Origin of the sequence: Sphingomonas sp. TZW2008 (assembly GCF_002117915.1) — a bacterium.
GTDB lineage: Bacteria > Pseudomonadota > Alphaproteobacteria > Sphingomonadales > Sphingomonadaceae > Sphingomonas.
In genome coordinates this window covers 391,275-411,550 of record NZ_BDJB01000008.1, presented here as the reverse complement: position 1 = coordinate 411,550, position 20,276 = coordinate 391,275, and the positions used below count along the sequence as shown (strand labels likewise).

Below are 20,276 nucleotides of genomic sequence, written 5' to 3'. Positions count from 1 at the left end.
TGGCGCATGGGCGCAAGACGCAGCGCCGCGCGGCTATTGCGGGCGGGGCGGCGTGTATTATATCTGCGATACACTTAGAGGACGGACGTGATGGCGAAGAAGGGCAAGAAGGGGTTTCGCATTCCCAAGGAGATCGCCGGCGTGAAGGTGCCAAAGGAGGCGCGGCGCGCCGGCGAGGCGCTGATCGAGAAGGCGAACAGCCCCGCCGGGCGCCAGGCGCTCGCTTCGGGCATCGCGATGGCGGCGACGGCGGCAGCGGCGATCGCGGCGCGCCAGGCGCGCGGGGCGGGCAGCGGGGGGCATGCGGCGCCCGAGCGCCCCGGCCAAGCCGGCACCAAGCCCGACGGCGCGCGCGCTGGGGGCAGCGTCGATCCGCACCAGATGGCCGATGCTGTAGGACAGGCGGCGAGCGCGTTCATGGCGAAGATGTTCGCGCGCTGAGATATGCGGGCCGGTTGAGCGGCTGAGCGTGCGCTCGCCCTTGCCGCTCGATAACCCTCCGTCTTAAACTTGTGACGACGCGGCGCCCGGTGTCGGCTCGCGCGGCGCGCACACCTCGTGAACGGGCTGCACCTCCGGATAGGGCATGACGAGGCGGCCGTCGGGCGCGGCGGTATAGGTCGTCTGGATGGGAAAGGGGAGGTTGATCCCCTCGCTGGTGAAGCGGCGCAGTACGGCGATGCCGACCTTGTGCCGCGCGTCGTAGGCGTGCTGGAAATCGGCGAAGGGCGTGTCGAATTCGAGCTCGAAATCGAGGGTCGATGCGCCGAACGCGACGAAGCCGGCGCGCACGAAGACCTGCGCCTGCGCCTCTACCACTTCCTTCAGGATATTGGGTACGCGGTCGAGCAGGTCGGGGTCGGTTTCGTAGGCGAGCCCGAGCAGCAGCTTGGTGCGCCGACGATCGCGCTGCGTGTTGTTGATGATTTCCTTGTTGAGCAGGTTCTTGTTCGAGATGATGCGCTCTTCGCCGTTGATCCCGCGAATGCGCGTCGACTTGAGCCCGATCTCCTCGACGGTGCCCGAACTCGTATCGTACATGATCGCATCGCCGCGACGGAACGGGCGGTCGAAGATGATCGCTAGCGCGGCGAACAGATCGGCGAAGATGCCCTGTGCGGCCAAGCCGATCGCGATGCCGCCCACGCCGAGACCGGCGACGAGGCCAGTCACGTTGACGCCGAGATTGTCGAGCACGACGACGAGTGCGATCGCGAACACGACGATGGTGACGAGAAGGCGAATCAACCCCATCGCGTTCATCAGCGCTTCGCCCGAGTAATTTTCCGACCGGGTGCGATGCTCGATCGCGCCGAGGATCAGCTCGCGCGCCCACGTCGCCGCCTGGAACACCGCGGCGACGGTGAACAGGAAATCGATCGTCGTCGCGACGATCGCCGGCGGGCCGGCGTAGCCGGAGACCAGTTTCGCGGCGACCATAATGATGAAGAACGTGCTGGTGCGCTCGATCGCGCGGCCGATCACCGCCGTCCACCCGGTTCCGGAGCTGGACCGCTTGGCGAGCCGGGGGCCGAGGCTGCGTAGCCACAGCAGCCCGAGCGACAGACCGGTGCCGACCGCGATCGCGATCGCCACCTGAAGCCAATATTCGCTAATCCACGCGGCGCTCGAGGTCCAAAAGGTGTGGACCTGCTGCTGCACGTCGTCCGCCGAAATCTTCGGCAGCGGGGCGGCCGTATTGTTTGTCGCCATGGTCTCTTTCTACGCGGTTAGGCCGCTTCGCGCTCCGCCGGCGACTGGCCGGTCTCGAGGAAGGCGATCAGCCCGCGTTCCGCCCGGCTTAGCCAGCGCGTCGAGCGCGGCAGCGAAAGGCCGGTGCGAAACGCCTCCTGCCCCTCTTTCACCAACGCGATGAGCGCCGGGTGAACATAGGATTTCCGCGCGATCGCGGGTGTGTTGCCGAGCCGTTCGGTCACCGGCGCCAACAGCGTCTTGAGGCTGAGGTTGGCCTTCGATCCCGCGAGCGCCTCGAACGCGATCGCACTCGCGCCCCACGTGCGGAAGTGCTTGGCGGTGAAATCAGACCCCATCGCTGCCTTGATATAGGCGTTGACGTCCGACGAGGTGACGGGGCGCGGCTCGCCATGCTCGTCGACGTACTGGAACAGTTTCTGGCCGGGCAGATCCTGGCATTTCTTGACGAAGCGAGCGAGGCTGCCGTCGGTGATCGTCAGCGTCTTGAGCTTGCCCGATTTCGCCTTGTACTGCAGCCGCAGCGTCTTGCCGCGGATGTCGGCGTGGCGATCGCGCAGCGTCGTGACGCCGAAACTCTTGTTGGTGCGCGCGTAGGTCTCGTTGCCGACGCGCAGATGGCCGATGTCGAGCAGCTTGACGATCGCGGCAATCGTCTTCTCCTTGGTATGGCCGCGGGTGGCGAGGTCCGCCTCCATCCGGGCGCGCAGCTTGGGCAGCCCGCGGCCGAACGCCGCGCAGAGATTGTATTTTTCGTCCTCACGCGCGGCGCGGAAATCGGCGTGATAGCGATACTGTTTTCGGCCCTTCTCGTCCCAGCCGATCGCTTGGATGTGGCCGTTGGCATTTGGGCAGAACCATGCGTCGCGGTAGGCCGGCGGCAGTCCGATGGCGTTTAGCCGGTCGATCTCGTCGCGATCGGTAATCCGCTTGCCCGAAGCGTCGAAATAGCCCCAGCCGTGGCGCATCTTGCGCCGCGTGATTCCGGGCTCTTCATCATCACAATAAACGATTTCTGTCGCGTCCACCGCCATCGACCTCCTCGGCCATACGAAATGCGCGGGCGCTTCGCCGGGTTCCGGAACGGGCGCGTCGCTGACTGGTTCTCAGCCGCATCCACACAGGAGTTGCTTTCGACATGGCCGACCTTTCCGATGCGCGCGTGCTGTTCCTCGCCACCGACGGTTTCGAGGATTCCGAACTGTTCGAACCGCGCCAGGCGCTGCTCGACGCCGGCGCCACGGTGACGCTTGCGTCGATCAAGACCGATCCGATCCAGGGCGTGAAGAACGATTCGGATCCGACGCGTACGATCACCCCCGATCTGACGCTCGATCAGGTGGATACCGAGGATTACGACGCACTGGTGCTGCCGGGCGGCGTCGGCAATCCCGACAAGATGCGGCTGGAGGAGCGCGCGGTGTCGATCATCGGTGAGTTCATGGACGACGACAAGGTCGTCGCCGCGATCTGCCACGCGCCGTGGCTGCTGGTGGAGGCGGACGTCGTCGACGGGCGCCGCGTGACGAGCTGGCCGTCGGTGCGCACCGATCTCGAGAACGCCGGCGCCGACGTCGCGGACGAGGAAGTGGTGATCGACGCCAATCTGATCACCAGCCGTAAGCCCGACGATATCCCTGCCTTCAACCGCGCGATCATCGCCGCGCTGGAGGAGGAATTGGCCGATTGATCGCGCTTGCCCGGCACCGGCGGCTGACGCACGGTGCCGGGCGATGACCGATTCCGACCTATCATGCTCGCCGGCCGCGATGCTCGGGTTCGCCCGCGTCGCGGCTGACGGCGTTATAACGACGATCGATCGTGCAATCGCCGAGGAAGTGCCGGTCGCGATCGAGTGCAACGGCATCGCCTATGCGGTGCTGATGGCGACGCCCGACGCGATCGAAGACCTGGCCTATGGCTTCCTGCTGAGCGAGCGACTGATCGACGCTGCCATGGACGTGCGCGGGATCGACGTTCATCGAGGCGAGCCGGGGATCGTCGTTCGGCTGGCACTGGCGAAGCGAGTCGCCGAGCGGATCGGCGATCGCGTGCGGCATCGCAATTCGGATGCGTCGTGCGGATTGTGCGGCGTCGAAACGCTCGCGCAGGCACTGCGTCCGCTGCCACACGCGGCGCGATGGGACGGCAGCGATTCCGCGATTTTCCAAGCCTATGCCGCTTTGCGCGATCACCAGCCGATCAACGCCGCGACCGGCGCGGTCCACGGCGCGGCGGCGTGCACGCGTGATGGCATGATCCAGATGGTGCGCGAGGACGTCGGCCGGCACAACGCGTTCGACAAGCTGATCGGCGCGATGATGCGGACGGGGCAGGGCTGGGACGGCGGCTTCGCGCTGCTCACGTCGCGCTGTTCGTACGAGCTGGTCGAGAAGGCGGTGCTCGCCCGCTGCCCGCTGCTCGCGACGATCTCGGCGCCGACCCGCCTCGCGGTCGACCGCGCGGGCGAGGCGGGGTTGGCGCTGCGCACGCTGGTCCGCGCCGATGCGCTGCTCGCGACCTAGGCGGCGCGCGTCCGGCGCGTCGGCGCGTGGAAATCAGGCGGCTTGTCGGCGATCCATGTCAGGAAGCGGGCCACGGTAGGAATCGCCCGGATGCCGCTGAGCTCGCCGATCCGGGCAAGCGTCGCATTGTCGGCGGCGGCGTGGATCGTGCGGTGGCAGATCGGGTGCACCGGCTGCGTTTCGGTGCCGCCCTCGCTCTTGGGCACGACGTGGTGCCATTCGACGCGACTGCCGAGCGGGCGATCACACAGCGCGCAGGCAAGGGGGGCAGCGGCGGCATCGGCCCGCGCCGCCGCATCGATCAGGCCAAGCTTGCGGCTAACCCTTCCCATCGGATCGAGATAGGGAGCCGGCGCGTCGGCGCGAGGGGTGACGGCGGGTCAATATTTCACGCGCACTGCCTTGAGGCGATATTTGCCGAGCTGCTTCTGCACGCTCTCCGGCCCGGCGAGGTGCCCCGCGCCGACCGCGATGAACACGCGGCCCGGCGTCCGCATCCGCTCCGCGATCCAGCTCGCCCATTTGGCGTTGCGATCGACCAGCAGCGCCTTGGCGACCTCGGGCGAATCCTTCAGCCCCTCGTTCATCGTCGCGGCGAGGCCATCCGGATTGCCCTTCGACCAATCGTCGACCATCCGGCTCATCGTCTCGCCCGCCTTGGGCAGTTCGTCGATCGTCGAGGAGAGCAGATCGACCTGCGCCTTCTGCGACAGGCCGTCGAAGATCGACATTTGCCCCTCGAACGTCTCGAGCCCCATCAACTGCTTCTTCTGCGCCTTGGCCGCCCGCGTCAGTATCCCCTCGGGCCCGTTGCGCGCGTCATAGCCGAGCTTCTGCACCGGCAGCACGCTGAGGCTGATCGCGGCGAACCACGGCTGCATCCGCTCGAACGAAGCGAGCGACAGCTTGTTGTCCTCGATCGCCTTGGTGAAGGCGGCGCGCTTGTCGGGCGGCAGCTTCTGCGTCAGCGGCGCGCCGGCGGGATCGAACGCCTTGGCGAGCACGACGCGCTGCTGCGTATCCTCGTCGGGCTCGACCATCTCGAGCACCAGCGTGCCCGAGCGATCGAACGCCTTCTTCACCGCCTCGTCGAACCAGGTGAGACCGGGCCGAAGCACGTGGATCGTGCCGAACAGGTAGATCGTCGTGTCCTTGTCGCGCACCACCCACAGCGCGGGATCGGCGTCCTGCGTCGCGACCGGCGCGGGCTGCGCGCAGGCGGGAAGGGCGAAGGCGAGGCCCAGCGAGGCGAGGGCGGAAGTGATCGGACGGAACACGGGGAGCAGATACCTCACTAGAATGCAGCGGCCGGCATGCGGCTGGTACGACGACCGGGCCCAGCCTAGCCCGGCCCTTGCCTGTTGGCGAGCCATCCGCCATTGCCGCGCCCGCGATGAACGCCACCTCAACAGATGCGCCGCTGAGCTTCCAGGACATGATCCTGACGCTCCATTCCTACTGGAGCGCGCGCGGCTGCCTGATCCTCCAGCCGTACGACATGCGCATGGGTGCGGGCACGTTCCACACCGCGACGACGCTGCGCGCGCTCGGCCCGGAGGCGTGGAACGCCGCCTTCGTCCAGCCGTGCCGCCGCCCGACCGACGGCCGCTACGGCGAGAACCCCAACCGACTGCAGCATTACTATCAGTATCAGGTGATCCTGAAGCCGAGCCCCGCCGATCTGCAGGAACAGTATCTCGGCAGCCTAGCGGCGATCGGGATCGATTTCACGCGCCACGACATCCGCTTCGTCGAAGACGATTGGGAAAGCCCGACGCTTGGCGCCTGGGGGCTCGGCTGGGAAGTGTGGTGCGACGGGATGGAGGTGACGCAGTTCACCTATTTCCAGCAGATGGGCGGCTTCGACTGCAAGCCGGTGGCGGGCGAGCTGACCTACGGGCTCGAGCGGCTGGCGATGTATATTCAGAACGTCGACAGCGTGTACGACCTGCGCTTCAACGACCAGGGCGTCACGTACGGCGACGTGTTCCTCGAGAACGAGCGGCAGATGTCGACGTGGAACTTCGAGGTCGCCGATACTGAGACGCTGTTCGACCTGTTCCGCAAGGCGGCGGCGGAGTGCGAGAATTGCCTGGCCCGCCAGCTGCCGATCCCGGCCTATGAGCAGGCGATCGAGGCGAGCCATATCTTCAATCTTCTCAATGCGCGCGGGGTGATATCTGTCGCCGAGCGGCAAGCCTATATCGGCCGCGTCCGCGATCTCGCGAAGGGGGCGTGCGCCGCGTATATCGAGAAAAACGCCGCGGCCTGGACCGCCCGCTTCCCGGCGTGGAGCGCGGCATGAGCGACTTTCTCCTCGAACTGCGCTCGGAGGAAATTCCCGCACGGATGCAGGACAAGGCGCGCGAGGACCTTGCCCGCCTGTTCGCGGCCGAACTCGCGAAGGCTGGGCTGAGCGCAGCAGACCTCGTCACCTACGCGACGCCGCGGCGCCTCGCGCTGATCGCGCGCGACTTGCCGGCTGAGACCGCGGCGGTGAGCGAGGAACTGAAGGGCCCGCCCGCCGACGCGCCCGACGCGGCGGTCGAGGGCTTCCTGCGCAAGGCGGGGCTGACGCGCGACGCGTTGCAGACACGCGAGGTGAAGGGGCGCGCGACCTTGTTCGCCGTCATTGATAAGCCAGGGCGCGCCACCGCCGACGTGCTCGCGGAGGCGATCCCGGCGATCGTCCGCGGCTTCCCCTGGCCGAAGTCGATGCGCTGGGGCGCGGCGTCGCACTCGACCGAGAGCTCGCGCTGGGTCCGCCCGTTGCAGGGCATCGTCGCGCTGCTCGGTGACCACGTGGTGCCCTGTGCGATCGCAGGCGTCGAGAGCGGCGCGGCGACGGTCGGTCATCGCTTCCACCATCCCGGCATCATCACCATCGGCAGCGCGGCCGACTATGTCGAGAAGCTGCGCGCGTGCCACGTCATCGTGGACCAGAACGAGCGGCGCGCAACGATCGCGGTTGGTGCCAAGCTCGCTGCGAACAAGGCGGGGCTGACGCTGGTCGAGGACGAGGGACTGGTGGCGGAGAACGCCGGGCTCACCGAATGGCCGGTGCCGCTGCTCGGCCGCTTCGACGCCGGCTTCCTCGACGTGCCGCCCGAAGTGATCCAGCTCACCGCGCGCGTGAACCAGAAATACTTCGTCTGCCGCGATGCCGACGGCAAGCTCGCCAACGCCTTCGTGTGCACGGCGAACATCGACGCGGTCGACGGCGGCGAGAAGATCGTCGAGGGCAACCGCAAGGTGCTCGCCGCGCGCCTCGCCGACGCGCGCTTCTTCTACGAGAACGATCTTAAGACATCGCTTGAAGAGCAGGCGGCAAAGCTCGACAAGATCGTGTTTCACGAAAAGCTCGGCACCGTCGCCGACAAGGTCGATCGCGTCGCAAAACTCGCGCGCTGGCTGGTCGAGGAAGGCATCGTCAAGGGCGCGAACCCCGATCACGCCGAGCGCGCCGCGCGGCTCGCCAAGGCCGATCTCGTTACCGGCATGGTCGGCGAGTTCCCCGAGCTGCAGGGGCTGATGGGCGGCTATTACGCCGCCGCGCAGGGCGAGCCGGCTGAAGTCGCCGAGGCGATCCGCGATCACTACAAGCCGGTTGGGCAGGGGGATGACGTGCCGACGGCCCCGGTCACGGTCGCGGTGTCACTGGCCGATAAGCTGGATACGATTGCGGCGTTCTTCGGTGTGGGTTTGCCGCCATCCGGCTCGAAAGATCCTTTCGCGCTACGCCGTTCGGCGCTCGGTGTGCTGGCACTTATCGTAGACAATAATCTGCGGTTGGATCTTGCCGCTCTGCTGCAGAGCGCAAGTATGTGGCTACGTCAGCGCGGGCACGATCTTGGCACTTTCGATGCGACCATAAACGCCTTCTTCGCCGACCGCCTCAAGGTCCAGCAGCGCGAGGCCGGTGTCCGCCACGACCTGATCGACGCGGTGTTCGCGCTTGGCGGGGAGGACGATCTAGTCCGCCTGCTCGCGCGGGTGAAGGCGTTGCAGGCGTTCGTTGGTACCGACGACGGGGCGAACCTGCTCGCCGGGTACAAGCGCGCGGCGAATATCCTCAAGAAGGAGGGTTACGCTGAAGCGGAGGCGCCGGCGGCGCCGAGCTACGACGCCAAGCCTGCCGAAGCTACGCTGCGCGCGGCGCTTGACGCCGCTGAGCCGGCGGCGGCTGCGGCGGTGGTGCGGGAGGATTTCGCAGGCGCGATGGCGGCGCTCGCCACGCTGCGCGCGCCGATCGACGCGTTCTTCGATAGCGTGACGGTCAACGATGCCGATCCGGTCAAGCGCGCCGGCCGACTGGCGCTGCTCGCGCGCGTGCGGGCCGCCGTCCATGGCGTTGCGGATTTCTCGCGCATCGAGGGCTGAGACGAAGCGCGGCCATCGATCGCCCAAGCGGGATTGTGCTTGCAACCCCGCGGGCGAGCGTGTGTTGCGTTGCACAATATACGTGTTGATCAGGAGGCGATGGAATGGCGACCGCGGTGCAATCGAAGGCGGATGAGCGCTACGTCTATCGCTTCGGCGGCGGCGTGTCGGATGGCGGTGGCGGCGACAAGAACCTGCTCGGCGGCAAGGGCGCGAACTTGGCCGAGATGGCCGCGATCGGCCTGCCGGTGCCGCCGGGCTTCACGATCAGCACCGCGATGTGCACGCGCTATTACGAGGAAGGCGAGGCGTTTCCCGACAGCCTACGGGCCGAAGTCGCGGACGGAATCGCGCATATCGAAAAGGTGACGGGCAAGCGCTTCGGCGACGCGTCCGATCCGCTGCTCGTGTCGGTTCGCTCGGGCGCGCGCGTGTCGATGCCGGGGATGATGGACACTGTCCTCAACCTCGGGCTCAACGACGCGACGGTCGAGGGGCTCGCTAGCGCCAGCGGCGACGCACGCTTTGCGTGGGACAGCTATCGCCGTTTCATCCAGATGTACGCCGACGTGGTGCTCGAACTCGATCACGGCGCGTTCGAGGAAGCGCTGGAGATCGCCAAGGAAGACAAGGGCTTCCACCTTGATACCGAGCTTTCCGCTGAAGACCTGAAGGCGCTCGTCGGCGAGTTCAAGAGTCTCGTCGCGGAGCAGTGGGGCAAACCGTTCCCGCAGGACGTGCACGATCAATTGTGGGGCGCTGTCGGCGCAGTATTCGGATCGTGGCAGTCAGACCGCGCCAAAGTCTATCGTCGGCTGAACGACATCCCGGGCGGCTGGGGCACCGCCGTCAACGTGCAGGCGATGGTGTTCGGCAACATGGGCGAGACGTCCGCCACCGGCGTCGCCTTCACGCGCGATCCGTCGGCTGGGCACAACGCCTATTACGGCGAGTTTCTGATCAACGCGCAGGGGGAGGACGTGGTCGCCGGCATCCGCACACCGCAATATCTGACCAAGGCGGCGCGCGAGGAGGCGGGGGCCAAGCCGCTGAGCATGGAAGAGGCGATGCCCGTTGCCTATGCCGAGCTCGCCGCGGTGTTCGACCGGCTCGAGCGGCACTATCGCGACATGCAGGATATCGAGTTCACGGTGCAGCAGGGCAAGCTGTGGATGCTTCAGACGCGGTCGGGCAAGCGCACTGCCAAGGCCGCGCTCAAGATCGCGGTCGACATGGCCGACGAGGGGTTGATCACCCGCGACGAGGCGATCGCGCGCGTCGATCCGCAAGCGCTCGACCAGTTGCTTCACCCGACGCTTGATCCGCAGGCGGCGCGTGACGTGCTGACCAAGGGGCTGCCCGCCTCGCCCGGCGCGGCGAGCGGCGCGGCGGTGTTCGACGCCGATACGGCGGAAAAGTGGGCCGCCGAGGGCAAGGCTGTCATCCTGGTGCGTACCGAGACGTCGCCCGAGGACATCCACGGCATGCACGCTGCGAAGGGCATCCTCACCGCGCGCGGCGGCATGACGAGCCACGCCGCGGTGGTCGCGCGCGGCATGGGCCGCCCGTGTGTTTCGGGCGCGGGCGCGCTGTCGATTGACGGCAAGGCGAAGATCGCGCGGATTGCCGGGCGTGAGGTCAGCGAGGGCGATCTGCTCACCATCGACGGTGCGACGGGCGAGGTGATGGCGGGCGAGGTAGCGACGATTCAGCCCGAGCTCGCCGGGGATTTCGGCACGCTGATGGAATGGGCCGACCAGGTTCGCCGCCTCAAAGTGCGTGCCAACGCCGAGACGCCGCTCGACTGCCGCACTGCACGCGATTTCGGCGCCGAGGGCGTCGGCCTGTGCCGTACGGAGCACATGTTCTTCGACGCGGCGCGCATCACCGCCGTGCGGCAGATGATCCTGGCGGAGGATGAGGCCGGCCGCCGCGCCGCGCTCGAGCGGCTGCTGCCCGAACAGCGCAGCGATTTTGCCGAGATCTTCGAGGTAATGGCGGGGCTGCCTGTCACGGTGCGGCTGCTCGATCCGCCGCTGCACGAATTTCTGCCGCACGAGGAAGCCGAGTTCGCCGAGGTGGCGACCGCCGCAGGGGTTGCGATCGACGCGCTCAAGCGGCGCGCGGCGGAGCTGCACGAGTTTAATCCGATGCTTGGCCATCGTGGCTGCCGCCTCGGCGTGACCTATCCCGAGATCTACGAGATGCAAGCGCGCGCGATCTTCGAGGCCGCGCTTGATGTAGCGGAGAAGAGCGGAGAGGCGCCGATCCCTGAGGTTATGATCCCGCTGGTCGCGACTAAGCGTGAGCTAGAGCTGATGAAGGCTGTGGTCGATCGCACGGCCAAGGCGGTGTTCGAGGAACGTGGCAGGACGCTGGACTATCTCGTTGGAACGATGATCGAATTGCCGCGCGCGGCGCTGCGTGCGGGCGAGATCGCGGAGGCGGGCGAGTTCTTCTCGTTCGGCACCAACGATCTGACGCAGACGACGCTGGGCGTCAGCCGCGACGATGCGGCGCGCTTCCTCGGCGCCTATGTCGAGCAGGGCATCTACGCCAAGGACCCGTTCGTCTCGATCGACGTCGACGGCGTGGGTGAGTTGGTGAAGCTCGCCGCCGAGCGTGGCCGCGCGACGCGGCCGGCAATCAAGCTCGGCATTTGCGGCGAGCATGGCGGGGACCCGGCGTCGATCGCGTTCTGCGAGAGCGTCGGGCTCGATTACGTGTCCGCCTCTCCGTACCGCGTGCCGATCGCGCGGCTCGCGGCTGCGCAGGCGGCCCTGAAGGCGCGCGGCTGAGCGGATGACCTGGTTCCCGGTCGCGGCGCGCGCGCCGGGGGCTTGCCTCGTGAGGAGCGGCGCGCCACTCTGCCGCATACGCCAGGGGGCGGACGGGAGAACGCGATGTGGCCGTGGGCACGCTATCTGATCATGGCGGTGATCGGCGTCGTCGCCGGGCTCGGCGCGGCGATCGCCAGCGTGCGCGGCAGCGCGATGGGCGCGGATGCAACGATCGGCGCGTGGACGAGCAGCACCGACCTTGCCACCGGGGCGCAGAGCGCACGTACGTGCGCCGCGGTCGCGCTGCGCGGGCTACTGGCGCTGCCCGCGCGAGAGGCGCGCTACTATAACGCTGCAACGGACGACGCCGGGCGGCCGCTTGAGGGCGGATGCCGCTACCGCATCACGGGCGGCGTCCTGCCCGCGCGCTGGTGGAGCCTGACGCTGTACGACGGTGATGGCTATCTCGCGGGCGATGGGCCGTATTCGATCAGCAACGCGGCTCTGACGCCGGCGGAGGCCGCGCGCTGGACGATCCTCGTCGCGCCACAGCGGCAGGCGGGGCACTGGCTGCCGACCGGTGGGCTTGACCGTTTCGAGCTGACGCTGCGGACCTATCTGCCGGCCAATGCCGGGCGCACGACTCCGGCGCGCGATCAATTACCAGCATTCGGCGGGAGGCATGCGCGTGACCGATCGGCCCACTCGTCGAGGACAGCTCGCGGCGTGGCGCGGCCCGCTGATCCTCGCGTTGGTAATCGGTGTCGTGACGTATTTCTTCACGCTTAGCCGCACGCCGACGACATTGATGAGCGCGGCGATCAGCCGGCTGTCCGAGGGCGGTGTCAACCGGTTCACGCACGCGCCGCTCGCCACAGACAAATCACGCGCGATCGTGCGGCCGAGCCCTGATCTCGCCTATTCGAGCTGTCCGTACGATGTTTCGACGGGGCCGGTCATGATCGAGGTGCCGTCGATCCCGGCGCGCTACTGGTCGCTGTCGGTGTTCCAAGCCAACACCGACGCCGCGTTTGTGCGCAACAATGTCGAGAGTGGCGGTGCACCGATCCGGGTGACGATCGCGCAGGCGGGGCAGGGGGTGTCGCCGGGTCGCGCCGTCGCGCGCGTTGAAGGCGCCAAGGGGATCGCGCTGATCCGCGTCCTCGTCGACGATCGCTCGCGCTTCGCGGGCATCGACGCGGCACGCCGACTGGCGGCCTGTCGCGCCGTGGCGGGCGCGGTGCCGCGCTGACCGGATACTTGCTCAGCCGTTAGTGCCGACTCGGTTGTTCCAGTCGAACCAACGGGCGCGCGTGCCGGCTGGGCGCGCGGCGGTCTGCGCGAGCGGTGCGTGCGGCGTCGCAACTGCCGGTGCGGCGACCGGCGCGGTCATGCTCGCCAGCCGGCCATTCTCGCGTTCGAGCTCGGCGACGCGCGCGTCGCGCTCGGTAAGGCGCGTGTCGTAATCCTTGCGGGTGCGGCCGTGAACGTCGCGTTCCTCGGCGTAACGCTGCTTCCACTTGCGCCCGCCGGGGTGGCTTGCCAGCCCGAACAGCCATCCCGCGATCAAGGCCACCGCCAGGGCGAGCCACTGCGTCGGCGTGGTGAAAAGCATCGCGAACCTCCTGTTACGCAGGCTCAACGATGCTTTTGCGCGAGCGTTCCGCGTTGGCCCGAGTGCGCGCCGATCAGGCGCTGCCGCCCATGAACGCGTCGCTGATCGAGCAGGCGGCGGGGCCGAGAATGACGATGAATAGCACGGGAAGGATGAACAGGATCAGCGGCACCGTCATGATCGCCGGCAACCGGGCGGCCTTCTCTTCCGCGCGCATCATGCGCTCGTTGCGGAATTCGGCGGAAAGGACGCGCAATGCGCTGGCGAGCGGCGTGCCGTATTTCTCGGTCTGGATCATCGTCGTGACGATGCCCTTCACTTCGTCGAGTGCGACGCGATGCGCAAAATTTTCGAACGCCTGTCGCCGATCGGTGAGGAAGCCGAGCTCGATCGCGGTCAGCGCAGCCTCGTCGCCGAGCTCGGGATAGGCGCGGCCGAGTTCCTTTGCCACGCGGTGGAAGGCGGCGTCGACGGTCAAACCCGCCTCGGCGCAGATCACCAGCAGGTCGAGCGCGTCGGGCAGGCCCTTGCGGATCGCGTCCGATCGCTTGGTGATCTTGTTCTTCAGATAGATGTCGGGCGCTTTGTAGCTCAGGATAAAGCTACCAGCGACGAGCGCGTAGCGCTTGAGCGCGGTCCATTCGGCGAACGTATCGGTGCCGTAGACGATGAAGACCATGAAGCCGCCGATGACGATCGGCAACACCAGCCGGCCGAAGATCACGCCGACGGCCCATTCCTTCTTGCGGATGCCGGCCTGCAGCAGTTTCTGCTGCGCGATCTTGAGCTGGCTGTCCTGGAGTACCTTGAGCGATTCAAGCAGCTCGCGGATGCGATCGGCGTTCTCGCTCTTCTGGACGAGTTTCGCGCGTCGCTTGCTGGTCGAGGCAGTGATGCCCGCCTTGAGTTGCTCGCGCCGATCGTTGAGCGCTTTCACGCGCTTCGCCATCGGATCGCGGACGCTGAGCGCGGCGTAGATCGCCACCATCACCGCCATCGCGGCGACGGCGGAGAGCAGGGTCGCCGCCCAGAGGACGTCTACGCCAAGCAGCGTCGGGCCTTGTGTCGGTTCCATCGATCAGATCTCGAAATTGACCATTTTGTTCATGATGAACGCCCCGATCGCCATCCAGACGAGCCCGCCGCCGCCGGCGACGATCAGCCGCGGATCGACGAAGAAGTTCTGCATGTACGCGGTGTTGATGAACCAGATCATGGTGAAGACGACGAACGGCAGCGCGCCGATGATGAGGGCGGAAGCCTTCGATTCGGACGACATCGCCTTGATCTTGAGCTTCATCTGCCCGCGCTGACGCAGCACGGTGGCGAGGTTCTGCAGCGTTTCGGCAAGGTTGCCACCCGTCTCGCGTTGAATCGCGATGGTGATGACGAAGAACTGGAATTCCGCGGTGCCGAGCCGGTCGGCGGTCTCCTGGAGCGCGACGTCCATCGATCGGCCGATCTTCATCTTGTCGGCGACCGAGCGGAATTCCTCGCCCACCGGGCCAGGCACCTCGTTACCGACGACGCCCATCGTCTCGGTTATCGGCAGGCCCGAGCGGAGGCCGCGTACCAGCAGCTCGATCGCATCGGGGAACTTGGCGTTGAACTTGGCGACGCGGCGCTTGATGAACATGCCGACGACGAAATGCGGCACGCCGGCGCCGACCGCGAGGCCGAGGAAGAGCGCCAGTAGGATAGGCATGCCGATCAGCCACATGATCAATGCGGTGCCAAGCGTCGCCGACACGGTGGTGATGCCGTACTGGCCTACCGTCCAGGTCTTGCCGGTCATGTTGAGCCGCTTCTGCAGCTCCGCCGGATTGGGGAGGAAGCGCATCGCCGCGCGATCCGCCTTGGTGGCGTTACGGCCGGTGATGCGACGCATCTGCGCCTCGACCGCGACGCCGGGCGCGCCCGAGTAGCGATCGCGCACCGCAGCCAGCCGCCGGCTGCCGACGCGCGCGGTCGACGGGCCGCTCATCGCGACGTACAGCATGCCGAGCGTGAGCAGCGCGCCGATCGCGATGAAGATCACCGGTAACAAAGGCATATCGCGCTCCGTGCTCCAGGCATGGCCGTGCCGATGGCGACGGCCCTGGTCATCCGTTCTTCACGGCCTTCTTCGGGATCAGACCCTTCAGATCGGTGAACTTGCCGATCAGCGAGGTGCCCTTGCGCAGCTTGCCGGCCTTGCCCGACTTGGGCGCGTCCTCGGCGCTAATCGCGCACAGCTGCGTCGCGAGATCGGCGATCGGGGCGATCGCCTTAGACGCCTTGCCGACCTCCGCCAGCGGCTTGCCGAGCTTCGCAGCCTGCGCGGCGAGCTTCTGGTCGAAGCCGATCGTGAAATCGATCTTGCGCTCGATCGAGGTCTCGAAATCCTTGCGCGAGATCTCGAGCTGCTGCCCGGGATGGACGCGGTTGGCGACGACGAGCACCTGTGTCTGCGGCGCGTTAGACTTCAGCCATGAGAGGATGCGGATCGAATCGCGCGCCGCGGCGAGCGTCAGCTCGGTCACGACGACTGCCACCTGCACGTCGCTGATCAGATGCGGGTGATTGACCAGCATCGCGCGCGGCATGTCGATGATCGTCGCCTCGAACGCCGAGCGCATCTCGCCCTGCAACTGATAATAAGCCGCGCCGTCGGTGACGATTGGCGAGTTGATCGGCGCCTCGGCGGACAGGACGGAAAGGTTTTCCGACGCCTTCACCATCGCACGCTCGATGAACAGGCCGTCGATCCGGCTCGGGTTCTCGATCGCGTCGGTCAGGCCGCGGCCCGGCTCGAGATCGAGCGCGAGCGCGCCGGTGCCGAAGTGCACGTCGAGATCGAGTAGCGCCGTCGAGCGGCGCTCCTTGTCGCTGATCAGCCAGGCGAGCGAGGTCGCGATCGTCGAGGCGCCGGCGCCGCCGCGCGTGCCGATCACCGCCACCGCGCAATGCGGATGCTCGACCGCTTGCTCGGTCGGCTTGGGCGCGTTGAGCAGCATTTGCGCGTGGTTGAAGGCATCGCGCAGCGCTTCCGCACCGAGCGGCTTCAGCAGATAATCCTGGATGCCGCTGGCCACGAGATCGCGGTACAGCCGCACGTCGTTGACCTGCCCGGAGGCGATCACCATCGTGCCCGGCTCGCAGACCTCGGCGAGCGAGTTGATGTCATTGAGCGGGTCGCCTGATTCGGCGAGGTCGACGAACAGGATGTGTGGGCTCGCCGAGACCGACAGCGACTGGACCGCGTTGCGCAACCCGCCCTTGTTCACCTTGTCGGCAGACCAGCCCATCTCGCTGACGATCGGGCGCAGCGCATCGGCGGTCGCTTCGTCGCAGACATAGGCGACGAACGGCTCGCGCGTCGTCGCGCCGGCGGGTTTCCAGGGTGCGTTCATCTCACTTGCCTCCCGCGCTTTCGGCCTTCACCGCGGTGCCGCCCGCGCCGCTCGGCGCGGCGTTGCGGAAGCTCTGGATCGCCTTGGTGCTGACCGCCGTGTCGGTGACACCGCTGCCCGGTTCGCCGCGGACCAGATCGGTCGGGCTCGCCACCATGGAGGCGAGATTCGAATTGGTCGCACAGCCGTGGTTCGACGAGGTGTGCTGGTTGTAGTCCGGCTGGTACATCCGGCTGTAGTCGGGGCAGCCCGGCACGCTGGCGCGCGCGCGGCTGACGACGACGCGGACGGTGCCTGGCGTGATGGGGGCGGCGGTGACCGGCGCGTCTCCCGACACCAGCAGTCCGAAGCGTGCCGCCTGCGCCGCGACATCGGCGCGCGTCGCGGGATCGCGCGCGGGATCGTCGATCGCGACGCGATCGCCGTAGCCCAGCCGCAGTGACGTCATCCAGCCGCTCAGCCGCTGCCCTTCCCCCGGTGCAAGCCCGTCGGGCCCGGCACCGAGATCGAAGGCGTAGTCGGCGCGGCTGACAACCGGCTGGTGTACCGATTCGAGCCCGAGGTTCTGCGTGCCACCGCACGCCGCGAGCGCGAGCGGCGCGACCGCGATGAGGATTGAGCGCTTCAGCATGATCCTGTTCCTACCCATCGCCATCAGTTGATCGAGAAACCGGGGGCCGGGGCGTCGCCGCCCTTCTTTGCCTTGCCGCGCGTCGCCTTGGTGTCGGCGACCGTCGCGCCGTTCGCCGGTGCCGGCATCGGCGCGACCGGGGCGACCGCGCCGAGCGCGGGCGCGACCGGCGGGCCGTCTGCCATGCTCGGCTTGGGCCGCGGCGCGCCGCCCTTGCCGCCAGTCAGCTGGCCCATCAGCACGCGCTCTACGTCGTTCGGCGACTTGTAGCCGTCGGTCGGCAGCACGATGTCGTTCGCGTTCACCGGCTTCACCAGATACGGCGTGATGACGATGACGAGCTCCGTCTCGTTGCGCTGGAAGCCGTTGGAGCGGAACAGCGCGCCCAGGATCGGCACGTCGCCGACGCCCGGCGTCTTCTCGATCGAATTGTTGTGGCTGTTCTGCAGCAGCCCCGCGATCATGAAGCTCTGGCCTGAGCCCAGCTCCACCGTCGTCTCGGTGCGCCGTGTCGTCAGGCCGGGAACCTGTGTACCGGCGATCGTCACCGCGTTCGAATAATCGAGCTGCGACACTTCGGGGCGGACGCGCAGCGAGATGCGGCCGTCGCCCAGCACGGTCGGCGTATAGGCTAGGCTGACGCCGTATTGCTTGTACTCCACGCCCACCGCGCCGAGCCCCTGCGCGATCGGGATCGGGATTTCGCCGCCCGCGAGGAACGTGCCCGTCTCGCCTGACATTGCGGTAAGGTTCGGATTGGCGAGGCTCGTCACCTGGCCGATCCGCTCGCCGAGGTCGAGCGCGCCGACGAGGTCGAGCCCGAGTAGCTTGGTCAGGAAGCCGGCGGTGGTCCGCTCGCTGCCCTTGGTGATCGACGTGCCCGGGCGTTGAACGACGAGGCCGGTCGTCGGATCGATCGTGAAGCCCTGCACGCTCTGGCCGACGGCCAGCGGCAGGTTGCGATCGGTGGTGTAAAAGCTCGCCGGCGGACGGCCGCTGCCGATGCCGAATTTGAACCCGCCGGTCCCGTCGATCGTCGTCAAATTCATGCCGATGTTTTTAACGAAGCTGCGCGTCACCTCGGCGAAGCGCACCTGCAGGTTGACCTGCAGCGGCGTCGCCGTACGCAGCCGGCTGATCACCTTGGTACCCTCGCCGACGAACGCCTGCACCAGCCGTTCGGCCTCCGCGCCATCATCCGGGTTGCCGACGGTGCCCGTCAGCAGCACGACGCCGTTCATCGTCGTCGGTGTGATGTTGGCATCGGGCATCGCCATGCCGAGCATCTGGCCGAGCGAGTCGAAGTTGTTGCCGACGCGCACCGTCGAGGCATAGACCACCGCGCCGCCCTTCGCGGTCGCCGAGATCGTCGTCTCGCCCGGCTTCTTTCCGAACACGTAGAGCTGGGTCGGCGAGCGGACCTGGACGTCGGCGATTTCCGGATTGGCGATGAATAGGTCGCTCATCGGGCGCGGCAGCGTGATGAGACGCCCGCGATTGGTGGCGATCTGCATCGTCGGACCCTGCGCGGTGGCGCTTTGGGCCGGCGCGGCGGCAGGCGTCGCGGCGATCGCGACGGCGGCGAGCGCCACGGCGAGCGGCCAGCCGATCGGCTTTGCGTCGATACGCATCTCAGTTCTTCCCCCCGACCGGCACTTCGGTCACAGTGTTGCCCCGCGCGATCCGCACGACCGGCCCGGAGGCGACGCGGACCGCCGCTCCCGGATAGGCCGGCGCGGGCGCGCCCCCCATCGCCGGCATCACCGGCATACCGCCCCCCATGGCGGGTTGTTCGGACTTGCCGGGCACCGTGCGGCGCTGGAAGCGCGACACGTCGGCACCGACCGCATAAGTTGAATTGCCCGTCTGCGGCGCGGCGGCGAGTTGCGTCAGCATCGCCTTCTCCGCCTTGGGGTCAGTTCCCTCGGGCACCTTGACGTCGCCCGAGGCGATCGCCTGTTCGAGTTCGGCGGCATTGTCCGCGATCGAGCGCAGCGAGAGCGACAGCGAGCCCAGCGTCTGTGCCACCGCGATCTGCTCGGCGATCTTGGGCGTCGCCTCGATGGTGACGGTGGAGAAGGTGCGCACGACCGTGTTGCCCTGCTCGTCCTTCTCCTGGTTGGTGCGCTGGTCGGTCGCCAGCACGCGCAGGTTGCGCATGATCGTCTCGGCAGCCTTCAGCGGCGGGCCATCGCCGCCGCCCGGCACCGCCTGCGTCAGCAGCAAGTCGATGCGGTCACCCGGGAAGACGAAGCCTGCGACCGACGATTGCGTCGATACCGGCACCGTCACCGCGCGCATGCCCGCACCGAGCGCCGCCGCCAGGAAGCCGCGATCGCCGGGCTTGACCAGCGCGCCCTGCGTGATCGGCTGCCCCGCGGTGACCGCGTTGCGCACCACGGTGCCGAGCACCGTCTTCATGTCGAATTGGGCGCCCTCCTGGAAATAGGCGCCCTCGACGAGCTCCTTGGGCCAGGGCTGGAACTTGACCGACGTCGGATCGATGATCGTGCCGACCGGCAGCGCGCGCGTCGCGACGAGGACCTTGGGGCCGTCGATCGGGGCGGGCGCCGCGCCGGGCATCGCGGCCGCGGTCGGCGCGCTGCTGCCCATGATGAGCGTGCGGGCCATGAACGCGGTGATCGCAGCGACGATCAGTGCGCCGAGCAGCAATATGACCTTGCGACTATCCATGACTTAAAGTGCCTTTCGCATCAGCGCGGGCCGATCTTTCTCGTTGTCGGCGTATGATTACGTGAATTGGTTAAGAAGCGGTTCGCGCAGCCCAAGAAGACCGGCGATGGCGATCGCGACGCCGTAAGGTACCTCAAGTATCCGCTTGTTTCGGCTGAACTTATGCTCGATCATCATGATCAGCGTCAGCACGCCGCCGACGATCGACATGACGAGCAGCATCTGCAGCAGCGGCGTCGCGGGCAGCCACAGCGCGATCGCACCGATCAGCTTGACGTCGCCGCCGCCCATCTGGCCGTAATGGAAGGCGATCGCGAAGACCCCGAAGACGAGCAGCCCGAGCGCGAGCTGGAACGCCATGTCAGGCCATGGCGCGAGGCCGATCGCAACCCACCACGCGGGAGCCAACAGCGCGATCGCCGCGTTCTTCCAGTTGGCGATCTCTCGGATGCGCGCGTCCTCGATCCCCGCCGAAACCAGCAGGATCGCCAGAACACCCGGCAGCCCCCAGGAAAGTATGTCCCACCCCATGAGACCGCAGCACTA

At 67.4% G+C, this 20,276-nt stretch carries 20 protein-coding genes; 8 read left to right on the top strand and 12 right to left on the bottom strand.

Annotated features, from left to right (window positions below):
* Nucleotides 1-87: 87 nt before the first annotated feature.
* The gene (locus B7L05_RS11965) at nt 88-441 is read left to right on the top strand and encodes a hypothetical protein (RefSeq protein ID WP_179187200.1); all 354 of its coding nucleotides are present in this window, start codon (nt 88-90) and stop codon (nt 439-441) included.
* 63 nt (nt 442-504) lie between these two features.
* Here B7L05_RS11965 and B7L05_RS11960 read toward each other — a convergent pair whose 3' ends face one another.
* Nucleotides 505-1,713: a mechanosensitive ion channel family protein gene (locus tag B7L05_RS11960; RefSeq protein ID WP_085810473.1), complete on the bottom strand. Its 1,209-nt coding sequence runs from the start codon at nt 1,711-1,713 to the stop codon at nt 505-507.
* A 17-nt stretch (nt 1,714-1,730) separates the two neighbouring features.
* The gene (locus B7L05_RS11955; protein WP_144037247.1) at nt 1,731-2,681 is read right to left on the bottom strand and encodes a DNA topoisomerase IB; all 951 of its coding nucleotides are present in this window, start codon (nt 2,679-2,681) and stop codon (nt 1,731-1,733) included.
* A 170-nt stretch (nt 2,682-2,851) separates the two neighbouring features.
* Between B7L05_RS11955 and B7L05_RS11950 the strand changes: the two genes are divergently transcribed.
* Entirely contained in the window at nt 2,852-3,403 is a 552-nt protein-coding gene (locus tag B7L05_RS11950; protein WP_085810471.1) for a type 1 glutamine amidotransferase domain-containing protein, read from the top strand.
* A gap of 43 nt (nt 3,404-3,446) precedes the next feature.
* On the top strand, nt 3,447-4,238 hold the full coding sequence (gene fdhD, locus B7L05_RS11945; protein WP_085810470.1) for a formate dehydrogenase accessory sulfurtransferase FdhD: 792 nt from the start codon (nt 3,447-3,449) through the stop codon (nt 4,236-4,238).
* On the opposite strand, the gene B7L05_RS11940 is transcribed toward fdhD, so the two are convergent.
* Nucleotides 4,235-4,570: an HNH endonuclease gene (locus B7L05_RS11940; RefSeq protein WP_144037246.1), complete on the bottom strand. Its 336-nt coding sequence runs from the start codon at nt 4,568-4,570 to the stop codon at nt 4,235-4,237. The genes fdhD and B7L05_RS11940 overlap by 4 nt on opposite strands.
* A 48-nt stretch (nt 4,571-4,618) precedes the next feature.
* A complete protein-coding gene (locus tag B7L05_RS11935; protein ID WP_256926710.1) occupies nt 4,619-5,515 on the bottom strand; it encodes a TraB/GumN family protein in 897 nt (298 codons plus the stop codon).
* 116 nt (nt 5,516-5,631) lie between these two features.
* Between B7L05_RS11935 and B7L05_RS11930 the strand changes: the two genes are divergently transcribed.
* From B7L05_RS11930 to B7L05_RS11910, 5 genes are all read left to right on the top strand, one after another.
* On the top strand, nt 5,632-6,543 hold the full coding sequence (locus B7L05_RS11930; RefSeq protein WP_179187199.1) for a glycine--tRNA ligase subunit alpha: 912 nt from the start codon (nt 5,632-5,634) through the stop codon (nt 6,541-6,543).
* Complete coding sequence (gene glyS / locus B7L05_RS11925) at nt 6,540-8,618, top strand: glycine--tRNA ligase subunit beta (protein ID WP_085810571.1); 2,079 nt, start codon at nt 6,540-6,542, stop codon at nt 8,616-8,618. The genes B7L05_RS11930 and glyS overlap by 4 nt, the downstream gene beginning before the upstream one ends.
* A gap of 104 nt (nt 8,619-8,722) precedes the next feature.
* Nucleotides 8,723-11,416 (top strand): pyruvate, phosphate dikinase, encoded by a 2,694-nt coding sequence (gene ppdK / locus B7L05_RS11920; protein WP_085810468.1) that lies wholly within the window; start codon nt 8,723-8,725, stop codon nt 11,414-11,416.
* A 105-nt stretch (nt 11,417-11,521) separates the two neighbouring features.
* Nucleotides 11,522-12,187, top strand: coding sequence for a DUF1214 domain-containing protein (locus B7L05_RS11915; RefSeq protein ID WP_085810467.1), 666 nt, complete (start codon nt 11,522-11,524; stop codon nt 12,185-12,187).
* Nucleotides 12,165-12,650, top strand: coding sequence for a DUF1254 domain-containing protein (locus B7L05_RS11910; protein ID WP_218776012.1), 486 nt, complete (start codon nt 12,165-12,167; stop codon nt 12,648-12,650). The genes B7L05_RS11915 and B7L05_RS11910 overlap by 23 nt, the downstream gene beginning before the upstream one ends.
* A gap of 12 nt (nt 12,651-12,662) precedes the next feature.
* On the opposite strand, the gene B7L05_RS11905 is transcribed toward B7L05_RS11910, so the two are convergent.
* From B7L05_RS11905 to B7L05_RS11870, 8 genes are all read right to left on the bottom strand, one after another.
* A complete protein-coding gene (locus B7L05_RS11905) occupies nt 12,663-13,013 on the bottom strand; it encodes a hypothetical protein (protein ID WP_085810465.1) in 351 nt (116 codons plus the stop codon).
* 73 nt (nt 13,014-13,086) lie between these two features.
* The gene (locus B7L05_RS11900; RefSeq protein WP_085810464.1) at nt 13,087-14,088 is read right to left on the bottom strand and encodes a type II secretion system F family protein; all 1,002 of its coding nucleotides are present in this window, start codon (nt 14,086-14,088) and stop codon (nt 13,087-13,089) included.
* Nucleotides 14,089-14,091: 3 nt separating this feature from the next.
* On the bottom strand, nt 14,092-15,066 hold the full coding sequence (locus B7L05_RS11895) for a type II secretion system F family protein (RefSeq protein ID WP_085810463.1): 975 nt from the start codon (nt 15,064-15,066) through the stop codon (nt 14,092-14,094).
* A 49-nt stretch (nt 15,067-15,115) separates the two neighbouring features.
* Nucleotides 15,116-16,405, bottom strand: a complete 1,290-nt coding sequence (locus B7L05_RS11890; protein ID WP_085810462.1) for a pilus assembly protein CpaE — start codon at nt 16,403-16,405, stop codon at nt 15,116-15,118.
* 1 nt (nt 16,406) lies between these two features.
* Nucleotides 16,407-17,036, bottom strand: a complete 630-nt coding sequence (locus tag B7L05_RS11885) for a CpaD family pilus assembly protein (RefSeq protein ID WP_085810461.1) — start codon at nt 17,034-17,036, stop codon at nt 16,407-16,409.
* A gap of 23 nt (nt 17,037-17,059) precedes the next feature.
* Nucleotides 17,060-18,667 carry a type II and III secretion system protein family protein gene (locus tag B7L05_RS11880; RefSeq protein ID WP_085810460.1) on the bottom strand — a complete coding sequence of 536 codons (1,608 nt, stop codon included), beginning with the start codon at nt 18,665-18,667 and terminating at the stop codon, nt 17,060-17,062.
* Nucleotide 18,668: 1 nt separating this feature from the next.
* Nucleotides 18,669-19,730, bottom strand: a complete 1,062-nt coding sequence (gene cpaB, locus B7L05_RS11875) for a Flp pilus assembly protein CpaB (RefSeq protein ID WP_085810459.1) — start codon at nt 19,728-19,730, stop codon at nt 18,669-18,671.
* Between the two features lie 57 nt (nt 19,731-19,787).
* Nucleotides 19,788-20,261, bottom strand: a complete 474-nt coding sequence (locus B7L05_RS11870; protein WP_085810458.1) for a prepilin peptidase — start codon at nt 20,259-20,261, stop codon at nt 19,788-19,790.
* Nucleotides 20,262-20,276: the final 15 nt, after the last annotated feature.